Source organism: Streptomyces sp. GESEQ-4 (assembly GCF_017948455.1).
Classification (GTDB): domain Bacteria; phylum Actinomycetota; class Actinomycetes; order Streptomycetales; family Streptomycetaceae; genus Streptomyces.
Genome location: NZ_JAFFSU010000017.1, coordinates 15478 through 28475, shown reverse-complemented (window position 1 = coordinate 28475; position 12998 = coordinate 15478). Strand labels below are relative to the sequence as shown.

Sequence of the window (12998 nt, the reverse complement as noted above, 5' to 3'; positions counted from 1 at the left end):
TGGTCAAGACTTCAAGGGGTTGGCCACCAGCGTCGGGTCCTTCGACCAGGTGGACGGTCCACAGCAGGGTTCCGCCTCACCGTCCCAGGGCCACCCGTCCCGAAGGAGGGACCGACATGCCGCTCGCCGCCATCGTCCTCGCCGCTCTCGCCGTCGCATTCGAGCAGCTCATCGAGTGGAAGTACGGCCCGATGGGAATCATCGGCTTCGTCGCACTGGCCGTAGGGATCAAGGCCAGGAACACCGTCTTCGGCGGTATCGGCGCGGTCATCCTCGTGATGCTGCTCGCCCAGCACGGCTGAGCACCACACCGGCCGCCCCGTCCAGGACCGACTGACCGGGCTCCCTTCCGGAGGGGAGCCGGGAGCCCGGACAGTCCGCACCAAACGCACAGCCACAACTGAACACCGACAACTGAACAGCAGCGACAGCTGCACACACCAGCACAGCCACAACTGAAGAGCTCCACAACTGAAGAGCACAGCTACGGATGAACGGTCCGTCGTCGTCGGCAGAAAGGAGACCTCAGAACATGTCCGGGCACCAAGGCCGCCTGGACGTACGCAGCAGGGCGTCGGCCATCTTGGCGGCGCCCGCTCGTTCTTCCTGGACCCGCCCCAGCGCGGCCAGCCGCACGGCGGACTCGTCACCCAGCCACAGGGCCGCCAACTCGCCCACGTCGAGCGTGAGTTCGGCGGACGCGGCGGTGGGCGCACAGCCGGCCCCCTCCGGCGAGGCATCGAGACGGTACCGCCCGCCGCTGAACCCGCCCGCATCCCGTACGTCGACGACGAGCGACCCTTGCCCCTCGTACGTCCGCGCCTCCAGGGCCCGTACGACATCGAGGATCCGCACCCACAGCCAGTCCGACTGCCCGGCGATCCGGGCGGCACGCGGGTCGGGCAGCAGGAGCGGAAGCAGATCGTCCGGGGCCCGCCAGCCGCTCTTCACCGTCGTGATCCAGTCGATGGAGCAGAGGTAGCGCCACAGGGCCCGCTCGGCCCCCGGAGTCGTGGTGATCAGCCAGTCCACCTGGGCCGTGTTGTGCGGCTGCTTGTCGTGCCAGTTGTCGTCCGACCGGTACGACACCAGCCCCTCGACCTCGCCGGCCGCCGACCGGTACACGGCGAAGTGGGGCTCGGTCCACGACTCCTCGAAGAGTACGACGCCGGTCTTGAGCTGCCACCACAGGTCGTCGCGGCTGACGGCGCCGGGCTGACTCCGCCGCAGCCGCTCATGCAGCTCGGGGCCCAGCTTGCGCACCTCGTCGCCGTCGACGAGGTCGATACGTCCGCCGTCCTCCGGCCCCGCCCACCGCGGGTCCAGGCCGGTCCGCGGTACGTCGACCGTCCACTCGCTCATCCAGGTGGCGGGCCCGAAGCCGTACCGCCCGTAGATCGGATACTCGGCGGCGATCAGGGTCGCCACCACATCGCCCCGCTCCTTCGCCGCGGCGAGATCCCGGTCCATCATCCGGGTCAGCAGACCCCGGCGCCGGTGAGTGGCGGTGACGGTGACGCCCGAGATGGCATCGGCCGGGACCGGCGTACCACCGACCGCCGTCAGCTCCTGCGCGAACGACTTGAACGTGGCGACACACCGGCCCCCGTCGAAGCCCCCGAGAAAACGCCCGTCTTCGAACCGGCGACGACGGACCTCCACCTCCTCCTCCGGCGGCGTCGGCCGCTGCAGAAACCCGGTCTTCACCGCACGCAGCCAGTCCGGGAACTCGGCTTCGGTGATCGGACGGACGTCGATGTCGGCGCGGCGGCTCATGGGATCACGGTAGGCATACGACGGTGAGGGTGTCGCGGGGTTTTACCCGCCCCCCGCGTCACGTCAGCAGGTCGTCCACCTGTGCCTCGCCCTCCCGGTACCGGCGGGCGATCTCGCCGCTGCAGTCGTCGGCGGTGCGCTGGAGGCGCTGTCGGCGGTGGGAGACCTGCTGCTCGTAGCGGACGAGGCGGCCCATGGCGGTGTTGAGTTCCAGGTCGGTGCGGGCGCCGAGGTCGGAGAGTTCGACCTCGGCGAGCATCTCGGCGGCCAGCTGCCGGTACTCCTCGCTGTACGGCGTCCCCAGCGTCACATGGCGGGCGGAGGAGCGGTGGCGGGCCGGGGCGTCGGTGAGGATCTCCGGGAGCCGGTCGACGACGGACGTCTGCCCGGCCGGTCCGCGCCGTGCCAGTTCCGCCCGCAGGATGTCGATACGGCCCTGCAGCAGCCGCCGTACATAACTCAGGTCCGCCTCGTCCCGCTGTGCGTCGCGGCGCAGTGTGCGCAGCTCCGGCAGGCTCAGCGAGGCCAGGTCGGGGTCGGCCGGCTCGGCGGCCAGCTGCGGCCACAGGCTCGGGCTCGGACTGTCGGTGCGCTGCGTGGGCGGCCGCAGACGCGCGACGTCCGCCGCGCTGACCGTCGGCGGCTGCCCCGTACTCGGTGTGCTCATCTGCCTCAACCGTCCCCTCGACCGGCGTGTGGAAGCATCGTGCCACCCCAAGTGGCCAGTATGTGAATGAGTGCCCCCGATCAGCCCCAGATGGGGGGTTTGGAGCTGTTGCCGCTGGAGTGTGCTCAAGTGTGTTCTGGTGGGCAGGAGCGAGTGTCGGTGGTCTGGTCTGGTCTGGTCTGTGCGTGCGTCAGTCATGGGTGGGCCCTTCGCGGGGGAACGGATGTTCCTGCGTCGAATGTGTGACCTTTGCTGTCGGGCCTCGTTGGATGCGGTGACGGGATCTTCGGGCGGGGCCGGACAGGGGGTGACGGGTGGGCGGGCTGCGGTCACCGGCCAAGTCGTTCGTCGCGACCGGCCCGAGCGGTGTCGCCGTGCGGACCCGCCTCAAGGACCTGACGCCGCAGGACGAGAACGTCCTCGGACTGGTCGGCGCGCATCTCGGTTCGCTCGCCTCGACGGACCTCAAGGCCCGCTGCACAGAGGGTCTGGAGCATTCCGCGGACGCGTGGGCCGTGCGCAAGCGGGAGCTGGCGGCAGTGTCGTCGTCACGGTGGGCGGGCAGCATCACCAAGGCCACCCATGATCAGTGGGCGCTCGCCCGTCGCTGCCAGTGGGCCCACATCCAGGGCCTGGAAGCGGGCATCGCCACGATCGCGCACCGGTTGTCGCTCCCGGTCGGGGAGAAGGGCAGCAAGAAGACACCGGGCGGCTACCGTTCCCGTCAGGAGTGGCACGCCAAGAACCGCCGCCTGCACGTCCTCGAAGACCGGCTGGCCGCCGAGCAAGCCGACCGTAAGGCCGGGATCGTGCATGTGGTCAGAGGCGGCAAGCGCATGGCCCGCACCCGCCACCACCTCGACACGGCCCAGCTCACCGAGGGCCAGTGGCGCAGGCAGTGGGAAGCCGAACGCTGGTTCCTCGCCGCCGACGGCGAGTCCCAGAAGCGGTACGGCAACGAGACCATCCGCGTCACCCCTGACGGCGAGGTGAGCATCAAGCTTCCCGCACCGCTGGCAGGGCTGGCGAACGCGAAGCACGGCCGCTATGTGCTGACCGCCCGTGTGAGCTTCCCGCACCGGGGACCGGAGTGGGCCGACCGCATCGAGGCAAACCGGGCCGTCGCGTACCGCATTCACCTGGATGTGGCACGCGGGCGCTGGTACCTCACCGCATCCTGGCAATACCAGGCGGCGCAGACGATCCCGCTTCAGGCCGCCCTGGCCCAGGGCGTGATCGGCGTGGACACCAACGCCGACCACCTCGCCGCCTGGCGCCTCGATGTGCACGGCAACCCGACCGGCAGCCCGCGCCGCTTCTTCTACGACCTGTCCGGCACCGCCCAGCATCGCGACGCCCAGCTCCGTCACGCCCTCACGCGGTTGCTGAACTGGGCGAAGACCTGTGGCGTCACCGCGATCGCGGTGGAAGACCTGGACTTTCGTGCGGAGAAGAGTCGGGAGAAGCACGGCCGCAAGAAACGCTTCCGACAGCTGATCTCCGGCATGCCCACCGGGAAGCTCCGCGCCCGGCTCACGTCGATGGCCGACCACACAGGCATCGCGATCATCGCCGTGGACCCGGCCTACACATCCCGATGGGGCGCCCAGCACTGGCAGCGCCTGCTGACCTCGAAGAACCGCACCACCACGCGCCACGACGCAGCCGCCGTGGCGATCGGAAGGCGCGCCCAGGGACACCCGATCCGGCGACGGACGGCACCGCCCCACGACGACCGGAGTGATCGTCGTGGGCATCGGACCGTCCAGGCCCGACCGGAGGTCCCCGGGCGGGAGGAAACCCGCCCCCGCATTCCCGGACCACGCACCAGATGCGTGCCGCCCGGATGCGGAGCGAACGCGGGAGACCAGAACGCCCAACACCGTTCGGGGCGTTCGGCTGAGCATGAGTCCTGGCAACAGGACTCACTCCCGCTCAGTCTCTAGGAACGGTTAAGGAGCGATACGCACCGCCCGAGGGCCACTCGTGACCGCAGGGCATCATGGGTGCATGCGTGCAGTAGTGCAGAGGGTCGACGGCGCGAGCGTCGTCGTGGACGGCGAAACGGTCGGGGAGATCATCGGCGAGGGACTGTGCGTCCTGGTCGGCGTCACCCACGAGGACACCAAGGAGAAGGCCGCCCAACTCGCCCGCAAACTCTGGTCGATCCGCATGCTGCAGGACGAGAAGTCGTGCAGCGACATCGACGCCCCGCTCCTCGTCATCAGCCAGTTCACGCTGTACGGCGACGCCCGCAAGGGCCGCCGGCCCACCTGGAACGCCGCCGCCCCCGGCGACATCGCCGAGCCCCTCGTCGACGAGGTCGTCGCCCAGCTGCGCACCTTGGGTGCGACGGTACAGACGGGCCGTTTCGGTGCGCGGATGCGGGTGAATCTGACGAACGACGGCCCGTTCACGGTCCTGCTCGAAATCTAGGCCTCTACAACACCTAGGGCCCTACGGCATCTAGGGCTCTACGACCGCTTCCTGCGCCGCGGCCGTCGTATCCGCCATGAGCCGCGCGTCCACCGGCACGTTCCGCTTCACCAGCGCCAGCGCGACCGGCCCCAGCTCGTGATGGCGTACGGACGTGGTCACGAAACCGATCTTGCGCCCATCGGGCCCGTCGTCCGCGAGCCGGAGCTCCGTGCCGTGCGGCGGCAGGTGCACCTCGCTGCCGTCCAGGTGGAGGAAGACCATGCGGCGCGGGGGCTTGCCCAGGTTGTGCACACGGGCGACCGTCTCCTGGCCGCGGTAGCAGCCCTTCTGAAGGTGGACGGCCGTGCCGATCCAGCCCAGCTCGTGCGGGATGGTGCGGTGGTCGGTCTCGAAGCCGAGGCGGGGGCGGTGGTGCTCGACGCGGAGGGCCTCGTACGCCAGGATCCCGGCCGCGGGGCCGGCCTTCTCGGCGTACGACTCCAGGTCCGCGCGGGGGAGGAAGAGATCACGGCCGTACGCCGTCTCGCGTACGACGACGCCGTCCGGCACCTCGGCGATCGAACCGGCGGGCAGTTGGACGACCGCGAACTCGTCCGTGCGGTCGGCGACTTCGACCCGGTAGAAGAACTTCATCGATTCCAGGTACGCGATCAGCGCCTCCTGGGTGCCGGGCTCGACGTGGGCCCAGGTCGTCGATCCGTCGTCGACCAGGTACAGCGCGTGCTCGATATGGCCGTGCGCCGACAGGATCAGCGCTTCGGTGGCCTGGCCCGCCGGCAGGTCGGTGACGTGCTGGGTGAGCAGCAGGTGCAGCCAGCTCAGCCGGTCATCGCCGGTGACGGTGACGACACCGCGGTGCGAGAGGTCGACGAAGCCGGTGCCTTCGGCGAGGGCGCGCTGCTCGCGGAACAGATCGCCGTAGTGGGCGGCGACGCCTTCGTCCACGCCCTCGGCGGGGACGGCGCCGGGCAGAGTCAGCAGAGGGCTCTTCATGGGACCCAGCCTACGACCCTACGAATTGGTAGTTGAATTCTTGAGCGTGCAGTCGCGGCACCGGCCGAAGATCGCGAAGTGCTTCATGTCCGTGTCGAAGCCGAACGTCTCGCGCAGCTTGGCGGTGAACTCGGCGGCGACGGACACATCGGCCTCGATGACGTTCGTGCAGTCGCGGCAGACGAGGTGGATGTGGTGGTGCCGGTCGGCGAGGTGGTACGTGGGCGCCCCGTGCCCCAGGTGGGCGTGGCTGACCAGCCCGAGCTCCTCGAGCAGCTCCAAGGTCCGGTACACCGTCGAAATGTTGACCCCCGACGCCGTCTTCCTCACTTCCACGAGGATGTCGTCGGGGGTCGCGTGCTCAAGGGTGTCCACGGCTTCGAGCACGAGTTGCCGCTGCGGGGTCAGCCGGTAGCCGCGCTGCCTCAGATCGCTCTTCCAGTCGGTGCTCACCACACCGTCGAGTCTAGAGCCACTTCCGACAAGCCCTACTTGAAGAATGCGATTCCGTCGTCAGGCATGTCGTCCGGGAGGGCCTTGGCCCAGCGCTCGACGTCCTCGGGGGTGACGACCTTCTTCAGATGCGCCGACATGTAGGGGCGCAGCTCGACCTCGGGCGTCTGCTTCTCTCCGACCCACATGAGGTCGCTCTTCACATAGCCGTAGAGGCGCTTGCCGCCGGTGTACGGGCGGGAGGCGCCGGTCCGTGCCACCGCGTCCGTCACCAGGTCGATCTGGGGCTTCTTCTCGGCCAGGTCGCCGTACCAGATCTCGACGACGCCGTCGTCGCGGACCATCGTGACCTCGACCTTGCGGTCGGCGTCGATGCGCCAGTAGCCGGTCTCGGACTCCAGCGGACGGACCTTGTTCCCGTCGTTGTCCAGCACCCAGGTGTGGGACCGGTACTCCAGGAAGTCCCGGCCGTCATGGCTGAAGGAGACCTCCTGGCCGAAGTTGCACTTCTCGGCGCCCGGGAAGTCGTGCACACCTGCGCCGGCCCAGTCGCCGAGCAGGAAGGCAAGGGGGACCAGGTCCTTGTGGAGGTCGGACGGGATCTCGATCATGAGCGGGGCAATTCCTCGGTGGGGGTCAGCGCTGGCCCTGGTACAGCTTCTTCACGGTCAGCCCGGCGAAGGCGAGGACGCCGACGCAGACAAGGGCCAGCAGGGCTTCGAAGAAGATCACCACGAAATGCTCCTCGGTGAGCGAGAGTACGCGTTGCACAAGACCGGGCCCCAGCTTACGCGGCCGGGGCCCGGCTCTCTCCGTGAGGTACGCCCTCGCGGGGGTCAGGCGAGCAGCTGGCTCTGCAGCATCACCGTCTGCTGGAACGGAACCGCCTCGGCCGCGCCCTTCCGGGACTGGACGATCACGGCGAGGACGTCACCGGCGGCCAGGTACGCCTGCCGGTCGTGCTCGGCGCCGTACGGCTTCGTCTCCGTGTACACCGAGCGCTGGATCTTGTCGACCGGGGTCGCCTGCGGGAAGTCCTCGTCGAAGATAGACGCCCCGGCGCCGCGCAGCAGACGGTCGGGGCCGTTGGACGAGGCGGTGTTCGTGAACAGCTCGTCCACGACGGCCGCGGTGTCGAACTGGAGGAGGTAGATCCGCGTGTGTGTGCCGTCGCCGGTGGTCCAGCCGCGGGCCGCGATGTGCCTCAGGCCGTTGTCGGTCAGCTCCTGCGCGAACTCCGCACGCTCCTCCTTCTCGTACGCCGCCAGGAAGTCCTTCGTCGCCAGCCAGCCGTCCTCGCCGCGCAGCGCCTTGTCCTCCTCGGCGCCCCTGGGGGCGGGCAGCACGAGGGTCCGCAGGTCGGCGTGGTGCGCGCCGGCCTTGTTGGCCTGGGCGAAGGTCTCGGGGCTGCCGGAGGGCAGCGGCGGTCTCTCCAGCCGCGGGTAGTCCCACCGGCCGTCCGACTCCGTCGCCAGTCCCGGTACGTCCGTCCGCTCCATCCGCGTGATCCCGTACGCCGCCGATGCCCCGACCGCCGCGAAGACCACCACGGCGGCGGTCCAGCGCAGTACGGCACGCAGGACCCGGCGGTCCTTGGGAGCGGGGGGTACCGGGGGCGGGCCGTAGGGCTGGAGCGGGACGAGGGGCGGGGCCGCGGGAGGCAGCGGGGGCAGGAGGGGCTGCGGCTTCTCCACGACGGATTCCGTCGGTTCCGTGGTCCTGGGCTGCTCGGTCATACCGCCTCCCCCGGTTCGGCGATGCGGTCGAGCTGCTCGGCGAGGAGCATCGCGACTCCCTTGGTGTCGAGTGCCTTGACGCCGTCGGCGGTGGCGGTGACCAGGACGTCGCCCTGGTACGCGGAGCAGTACATGGCCTCGAGGTCCGTGTCGTCGTCCTCGGGCGGCAGGAAGCAGTGGGCGTTCTTGTGGCCCTTGACCTCGGGGCCCTTGCGGAAGATGTCCAGGGCGTCGAGGAACTCGTTCTGGTACGTGGCCAGGTCCCGCACGGCCGCCCGGCTCTCCATCTGCGCCAGCACGATGCTCACCGTGTAGACGTCGAGGTTCTCGCTGTGGGAGTAGGGCTCCTGGCTGAGGTAGCTGCGCATCGCCATGCCCTTGACGCGCTGCCGGTCGATCTCCTTCTCCAGCTGCCTGCGCTGGGTGCGGGGCAGGTCGGCGAGCGCCTCCTTGCGCAGGGCGGTCGCCTGGGCGCCGCCGAGCTCGGCGTCGGAACCGAACTCGCCGAGGTCGGGACCGCGGGTCCAGCTGCCGGTCGTGCCGTACGGCACGAGCAGACCGGCGAGCCCCTTGGCGGTGGCCGCCTTCTCGTCCCCGGCCGTGGTCTTCGGGAACGTCCAGACGGGGGCGCCTGCGGCACGGTCGGCGTCGTTCACGGTCACCGCGGTGTAGCCGACGCCGGTGACGAGGGCGCCGGCGACGACGAGAGAGCCGGTCACCGCGGCGATACGGCCCCGGAGGAAGGGCTTCTTGGCGGGCGGCGGTGCGGAGAGCTCGTCGGGCGGGCCGGGCTCGACGGGAAGGCCGGACTCGACGGCCGGCGCGCTCTGAACCGGCTCGCTCTGAACCGGCTCGTTCTGGTGCTCGGTCACAGCCGCTCCATCTGCCGCTTTGCGAGGTCCATGATCTTCTTCTTGCTGATCGGCTCGGCGCCGTAGACCCACATCTCCATGGCGATGTCGCCGCGCCAGGCGTGGGCCTCCGCGCTGTACACCGGCAGGTAACCGGCCTCGCGCTCGGGCTCGGTGTAGACGTACGCCATGCCGTTCCCGGTGCCGGGGAGGGTCCAGCTCTCGTTGGCGCCCTCGGCGTCCGCCCAGTGCTGGCTGTTGTCCACCGAGCCGGCGGCCGCGAGGGCCTCCTCCTGGCGGAACTGGATCAGCCGGATCTCCACCGTGGTCGTACCGGACTCCCAGCCGGTGACGGCCGCCCGGCGGAACTCTTCGCCGATGAGGTCGCCGAACTTCCGGTCCGGCTTCTCGTAGGTGTCGGCGTAGGCGGCCAGGTCCATCCAGCCGTCGCCGGGCAGCCAGTCGGCGTCCTGCGCGCCGGCCGGCTTCTTCAGCAGCAGCTTGCGCAGGTCACCGTCGGTCTTCACCCGGCGGTCCTGGGCGGCGGACAGCGGCTCCGGTTCCTCGCCCCTCGCCTGCGGCAGCGTCGGCTGGGAGAGCGAGGGCAGTTTCGTCGGCTCGCGGTCCGCCTGCACGAGGTAGCCGGTGCAGGTACCGGCGACCAGGCCGAGGGCGGCGGCGCCTGCGATCAGCAGGGCCGTACAGCGTAATTCCAAGACGTCCCCCCACAGAACGTAAGTGCGCATTCCTTATGCGCGCTCACAGGGACTCTTGGTCAGCCGACGGAGTTGTAAGGGCGTTGATTACGATTCGGGCATGGCGAAGAAGCTCGTGATCAAGGTGACGGCCGGGGCGGATTCCCCCGAGCGGTGCTCGCAGGCGTTCACGGTGGCGGCGGTGGCTGTCGCCAGCGGTGTCGAGGTCTCCCTCTGGCTGACGGGGGAGTCCGCGTGGTTCGCCCTCCCCGGCCGCGCCGCCGACTTCGAACTCCCCCACGCCGCCCCGCTCCCCGACCTCCTCGACTCCCTCCTCGCGGGCGGCCGCGTCACCCTGTGCACCCAGTGCGCCGCCCGCCGGGACATCACGGAGAAGGACGTCATCGAGGGCGTACGGATCGCGGGGGCGCAGGTGTTCGTACAGGAGGCGCTGGGCGAGGAAACACAGGCACTGGTGTACTGACCTGCATCGATTTCGCCCCCGCCGCCCCTACCCGTCCCATCCCCCAGGGGCTCCGCCCCTTCAACCCCGCCAGGGGGCTCCGCCCCCTGGACCCCCGCTCCTCAAACGCCGGAGGGGCTATTCATAGCCCGTCCGGCGTTTGAGGACGAGGCCGTTCAGGCCGAAGCGGGGGTCTGGGGGCGCAGCCCCCAGGGATGGGACGGGTAGGGGCGGCGGGGGCCAGAAAAACCACGCCTACCCCTACTGCCGTCGCCGCTTCCCGTCCAACTCGTCCCACCACTCGTCGGACTTCGGGTCGCCGGACGGATCGTCCCACCAACGGTCGTCGGGGCCACGGCGGTTGGCGACCATCGCGGCGAGGGGCGGGATGACCATCGCCACCACGCACATGCCCACGGCCACGGGGATCGACCAGAGGCGTACGACTCCCCACGCCAGGACGAAGAGCGCGATGCAGGTCCCCATCATGGCGAAGTAGAGGTGTCGTCGCCGTGCGTACATACGACCAGGGTAGGTCCGGGCACGCGGAAGGGCCGTACCCCCGGTGTCCAACCCGTGGGGTACGGCCCTTCCGTCGGTCGTGTCGTGGTTCAGACCGCGATCGCTACCTCCGCCAAGCCGCCCTGCTGGGCGACGACGGTGCGGTCGGCGGTGGCGCCGCCCGGCACCAGGGCGCGGACGGTCCAGGTGCCCTCGGCCGCGTAGAAGCGGAACTGGCCCGTCGCGGAGGTCGGGACCTCCGCGGTGAACTCGCCGGTCGAGTCCAGCAGACGGACGTAACCCGTCACCGGCTCGCCGTCACGGGTCACCTGACCCTGGATGGTGGTCTCACCGGGCTTGATCGTCGAGGCGTCGGGGCCGCCGGCCTTCGCTCCACACATGTCGAACTCCTTGAGGGGTAAAGGTCGGGGCTTACTTGTTGGCGCCGAGCTCGATCGGCACGCCGACGAGGGAGCCGTACTCGGTCCAGGAACCGTCGTAGTTCTTGACGTTCTGCACATCGAGCAGCTCGTGCAGGACGAACCAGGTCAGCGCGGAGCGCTCACCGATACGGCAGTAGGCGATGGTGTCCTTGGCCAGGTCGACGTTCTCCTCGGCGTAGAGCTCCTTGAGCTCCTCGTCCGACTTGAAGGTGCCGTCGTCGTTGGCGTTCTTCGACCACGGGATGTTGCGGGCGGACGGGACGTGACCCGGACGCTGCGACTGCTCCTGCGGCAGGTGCGCGGGGGCGAGCAGCTTCCCGCTGAACTCGTCGGGCGAGCGGACGTCGACCAGGTTCTGCGAACCGATGGCGGCGACCACGTCGTCACGGAAGGCGCGGATGGACTTGTCCTGCGGCTTGGCCTTGTAGTCGGTCGCCGGACGCACCGGCACCTCCTCGACCAGCTCGCGGGCGTCCAGCTCCCACTTCTTGCGGCCGCCGTCGAGCAGCTTGACGTTCTCGTGGCCGTAGAGCTTGAAGTACCAGTAGGCGTACGAGGCGAACCAGTTGTTGTTGCCGCCGTAGAGGATCACCAGCGTGTCGTTGGCGATGCCCTTCGCCGACAGGAGCTTCTCGAAGCCCTCCTGGTCGATGAAGTCACGGCGTACCGGGTCCTGGAGGTCCTTGGTCCAGTCGATCCGGATGGCGCCTCGGATGTGGTTCTTCTCGTACGCGGACGTGTCCTCGTCGACCTCGACGATCGCGATGTTCGGGTTGTCGAGGTTGGCCTCGACCCAGTCGGCATCGACCAGGACGTCGCTGCGGCTCATGCTCTTTCTCCTCCGGGGCAGTTGCGGCGGGGCGTGCGAGTGAGAGGGGCGCGCGGTCCAGGAGCCGGACGGCGCACGAATGCCCTGGGCAGGGCGCGGGGAATGCGGAAGGCTGCGCTTCCGCTCAGAAGGTGCGACAGAGCATGGCGGCGACGCGGCACAGGTCTACTGCCCGCCGCTTCGTGAGGTCCGCCTGTCGCTTCATGGGCTTGAGCTTAGGGACGGACAGGTGGGCATGTCACCGGTGTGTCGTATTTTGAGACGCGATCGTCCGGGATGTGGGATGAGATGAGTGAAGGGGCGGGCCCGGAAGGGATTCCGGGCCCGCGTATCCCTCGTCACATCTGCGGTACGGACGTCCGCGTCTCGCCCTTCGGACTGCCCTGGTGATGGCCGCTGACGTCCTACCCGGCGAGCCGGACGTTCGAACCCTTCACCCCGATCTCCACACCGTCCTGCGCGGCCTGGACCCGGTCCAGCTGGATGCCGCCGGGCAGGTCGTCGATCTGCTGCTCGAAGTCGGTGATCTCCCTGACCTCGTTCTCCGCGGTCCGGACGCCGCCGAACGACGGGAGCTTCTCGGCGCGCACCTTCACGGTGTTGTCGCCCTCGACCGTGACGGTGCTGAGGACGGAGACCGGCTCGGGCAGCTTCGTGCCGAGCACGGTCGCCTCGACCGAGACCTTGATCTTGCCGTTGCCGCCGTCGGAGAGGCCGACGATGTTCGCGGTGACGCCGGGGGCGATCTCGGTGGGCTCCGACTGGGCGGTCTTCAGCAGCTCGGCGTAGGAGATGGTCGCGGTGCCGGTGGCGGTGGCCGCGGTGGCGGAGCTGTAGTCGCCGGAGAACTCGACGCCCTTCATGTTCGCCTGAAGATCGCCGATGGTGATCTTCTCGGCGCTGTCGCCCGCCGGGGCTTCGTAGTTCTTGATGCCGATCTCGACATCGTCCAGTTCGCCGCCGAGGACCTGGGTGAGGAAGGGGAAGCCCTTGATGGAGACGTCGGGCTTGGCGGCGAGGTTCTCCGTGGTCTGGAGCTTGCCTGCGGCCTCGTCCTCGGCGAAGTTCACGGCGAGGCGGTCGGCGGCTACGAAGAGGCCGCCGAGGATCACGACGACGATCAGCAGTATTCGCAGTGCGCGCATGTTCGGG

The 12998-nt window shown here is 69.4% G+C and carries 17 protein-coding genes and 1 pseudogene; 4 read left to right on the top strand and 14 right to left on the bottom strand.

Going from position 1 to position 12998, the window contains the following annotated elements; genetic code table 11:
• Nucleotides 1-116 precede the first annotated feature (116 nt).
• Complete coding sequence (locus KCH48_RS28400) at nucleotides 117-302, top strand: hypothetical protein (RefSeq protein WP_210577751.1); 186 nt, start codon at nucleotides 117-119, stop codon at nucleotides 300-302.
• Nucleotides 303-525: 223 nt separating this feature from the next.
• Here the strand turns inward: KCH48_RS28400 and KCH48_RS28395 are convergent, their stop codons facing one another.
• Nucleotides 526-1776 carry a GNAT family N-acetyltransferase gene (locus KCH48_RS28395; RefSeq protein WP_210577750.1) on the bottom strand — a complete coding sequence of 417 codons (1251 nt, stop codon included), beginning with the start codon at nucleotides 1774-1776 and terminating at the stop codon, nucleotides 526-528.
• A gap of 58 nt (nucleotides 1777-1834) precedes the next feature.
• The gene (locus tag KCH48_RS28390) at nucleotides 1835-2443 is read right to left on the bottom strand and encodes an aerial mycelium formation protein (protein ID WP_210577749.1); all 609 of its coding nucleotides are present in this window, start codon (nucleotides 2441-2443) and stop codon (nucleotides 1835-1837) included.
• 314 nt (nucleotides 2444-2757) lie between these two features.
• Here KCH48_RS28390 and KCH48_RS28385 point away from each other — a divergent pair.
• Nucleotides 2758-4389 (top strand): annotated as a pseudogene (locus KCH48_RS28385) (IS200/IS605 family accessory protein TnpB-related protein).
• Nucleotides 4390-4453: 64 nt separating this feature from the next.
• Nucleotides 4454-4879: a D-aminoacyl-tRNA deacylase gene (gene dtd, locus KCH48_RS28380; RefSeq protein ID WP_210577747.1), complete on the top strand. Its 426-nt coding sequence runs from the start codon at nucleotides 4454-4456 to the stop codon at nucleotides 4877-4879.
• A gap of 30 nt (nucleotides 4880-4909) precedes the next feature.
• Here dtd and KCH48_RS28375 read toward each other — a convergent pair whose 3' ends face one another.
• The 7 genes from KCH48_RS28375 to KCH48_RS28350 form a co-directional block, all read right to left on the bottom strand.
• Nucleotides 4910-5875, bottom strand: coding sequence for a folate-binding protein YgfZ (locus KCH48_RS28375; RefSeq protein WP_210577746.1), 966 nt, complete (start codon nucleotides 5873-5875; stop codon nucleotides 4910-4912).
• A gap of 18 nt (nucleotides 5876-5893) precedes the next feature.
• The gene (locus KCH48_RS28370; RefSeq protein ID WP_210577745.1) at nucleotides 5894-6331 is read right to left on the bottom strand and encodes a Fur family transcriptional regulator; all 438 of its coding nucleotides are present in this window, start codon (nucleotides 6329-6331) and stop codon (nucleotides 5894-5896) included.
• 32 nt (nucleotides 6332-6363) lie between these two features.
• A complete protein-coding gene (locus KCH48_RS28365) occupies nucleotides 6364-6939 on the bottom strand; it encodes an FABP family protein (protein ID WP_210577744.1) in 576 nt (191 codons plus the stop codon).
• Nucleotides 6940-6964: 25 nt separating this feature from the next.
• Nucleotides 6965-7099, bottom strand: coding sequence for a hypothetical protein (locus tag KCH48_RS42980; RefSeq protein ID WP_282615197.1), 135 nt, complete (start codon nucleotides 7097-7099; stop codon nucleotides 6965-6967).
• A 65-nt stretch (nucleotides 7100-7164) separates the two neighbouring features.
• Complete coding sequence (locus tag KCH48_RS28360; RefSeq protein WP_210577743.1) at nucleotides 7165-8064, bottom strand: hypothetical protein; 900 nt, start codon at nucleotides 8062-8064, stop codon at nucleotides 7165-7167.
• Nucleotides 8061-8936 (bottom strand): hypothetical protein, encoded by an 876-nt coding sequence (locus KCH48_RS28355; RefSeq protein WP_210577742.1) that lies wholly within the window; start codon nucleotides 8934-8936, stop codon nucleotides 8061-8063. The genes KCH48_RS28360 and KCH48_RS28355 overlap by 4 nt, the downstream gene beginning before the upstream one ends.
• Complete coding sequence (locus KCH48_RS28350; RefSeq protein WP_246886013.1) at nucleotides 8933-9631, bottom strand: hypothetical protein; 699 nt, start codon at nucleotides 9629-9631, stop codon at nucleotides 8933-8935. The genes KCH48_RS28355 and KCH48_RS28350 overlap by 4 nt, the downstream gene beginning before the upstream one ends.
• Before the next feature lie 100 nt (nucleotides 9632-9731).
• Here KCH48_RS28350 and KCH48_RS28345 point away from each other — a divergent pair, with 100 nt between their 5' ends.
• Nucleotides 9732-10094 (top strand): DsrE family protein, encoded by a 363-nt coding sequence (locus tag KCH48_RS28345; RefSeq protein ID WP_210577740.1) that lies wholly within the window; start codon nucleotides 9732-9734, stop codon nucleotides 10092-10094.
• 240 nt (nucleotides 10095-10334) lie between these two features.
• Here the strand turns inward: KCH48_RS28345 and KCH48_RS28340 are convergent, their stop codons facing one another.
• The 5 genes from KCH48_RS28340 to KCH48_RS28325 all read right to left on the bottom strand — a co-directional run bounded on the left by KCH48_RS28340 (nucleotide 10335) and on the right by KCH48_RS28325 (nucleotide 12991).
• Complete coding sequence (locus tag KCH48_RS28340; protein WP_210577739.1) at nucleotides 10335-10595, bottom strand: DUF3099 domain-containing protein; 261 nt, start codon at nucleotides 10593-10595, stop codon at nucleotides 10335-10337.
• A gap of 89 nt (nucleotides 10596-10684) precedes the next feature.
• On the bottom strand, nucleotides 10685-10975 hold the full coding sequence (locus KCH48_RS28335) for a DUF1416 domain-containing protein (RefSeq protein ID WP_210577738.1): 291 nt from the start codon (nucleotides 10973-10975) through the stop codon (nucleotides 10685-10687).
• A 31-nt stretch (nucleotides 10976-11006) separates the two neighbouring features.
• On the bottom strand, nucleotides 11007-11846 hold the full coding sequence (locus KCH48_RS28330; RefSeq protein WP_210577737.1) for a sulfurtransferase: 840 nt from the start codon (nucleotides 11844-11846) through the stop codon (nucleotides 11007-11009).
• Between the two features lie 124 nt (nucleotides 11847-11970).
• The gene (locus KCH48_RS43495; RefSeq protein ID WP_350310325.1) at nucleotides 11971-12051 is read right to left on the bottom strand and encodes a putative leader peptide; all 81 of its coding nucleotides are present in this window, start codon (nucleotides 12049-12051) and stop codon (nucleotides 11971-11973) included.
• Nucleotides 12052-12250: 199 nt separating this feature from the next.
• On the bottom strand, nucleotides 12251-12991 hold the full coding sequence (locus tag KCH48_RS28325; RefSeq protein WP_210577736.1) for a DUF2993 domain-containing protein: 741 nt from the start codon (nucleotides 12989-12991) through the stop codon (nucleotides 12251-12253).
• Nucleotides 12992-12998: the final 7 nt, after the last annotated feature.

Coding starts and splice junctions, on each gene's coding strand:
- KCH48_RS28400 (WP_210577751.1), top strand. CDS start 117: ATGCCGCTCGCCGCCATCGTCCTCGCCGCTCTCGCCGTCGCATTCGAG.
- KCH48_RS28395 (WP_210577750.1), bottom strand. CDS start 1,776: ATGAGCCGCCGCGCCGACATCGACGTCCGTCCGATCACCGAAGCCGAG.
- KCH48_RS28390 (WP_210577749.1), bottom strand. CDS start 2,443: ATGAGCACACCGAGTACGGGGCAGCCGCCGACGGTCAGCGCGGCGGAC.
- dtd (WP_210577747.1), top strand. CDS start 4,454: ATGCGTGCAGTAGTGCAGAGGGTCGACGGCGCGAGCGTCGTCGTGGAC.
- KCH48_RS28375 (WP_210577746.1), bottom strand. CDS start 5,875: ATGAAGAGCCCTCTGCTGACTCTGCCCGGCGCCGTCCCCGCCGAGGGC.
- KCH48_RS28365 (WP_210577744.1), bottom strand. CDS start 6,939: ATGATCGAGATCCCGTCCGACCTCCACAAGGACCTGGTCCCCCTTGCC.
- KCH48_RS28360 (WP_210577743.1), bottom strand. CDS start 8,064: ATGACCGAGCAGCCCAGGACCACGGAACCGACGGAATCCGTCGTGGAG.
- KCH48_RS28345 (WP_210577740.1), top strand. CDS start 9,732: ATGGCGAAGAAGCTCGTGATCAAGGTGACGGCCGGGGCGGATTCCCCC.
- KCH48_RS28340 (WP_210577739.1), bottom strand. CDS start 10,595: ATGTACGCACGGCGACGACACCTCTACTTCGCCATGATGGGGACCTGC.
- KCH48_RS28335 (WP_210577738.1), bottom strand. CDS start 10,975: ATGTGTGGAGCGAAGGCCGGCGGCCCCGACGCCTCGACGATCAAGCCC.
- KCH48_RS28330 (WP_210577737.1), bottom strand. CDS start 11,846: ATGAGCCGCAGCGACGTCCTGGTCGATGCCGACTGGGTCGAGGCCAAC.
- KCH48_RS43495 (WP_350310325.1), bottom strand. CDS start 12,051: ATGAAGCGACAGGCGGACCTCACGAAGCGGCGGGCAGTAGACCTGTGC.
- KCH48_RS28325 (WP_210577736.1), bottom strand. CDS start 12,991: ATGCGCGCACTGCGAATACTGCTGATCGTCGTCGTGATCCTCGGCGGC.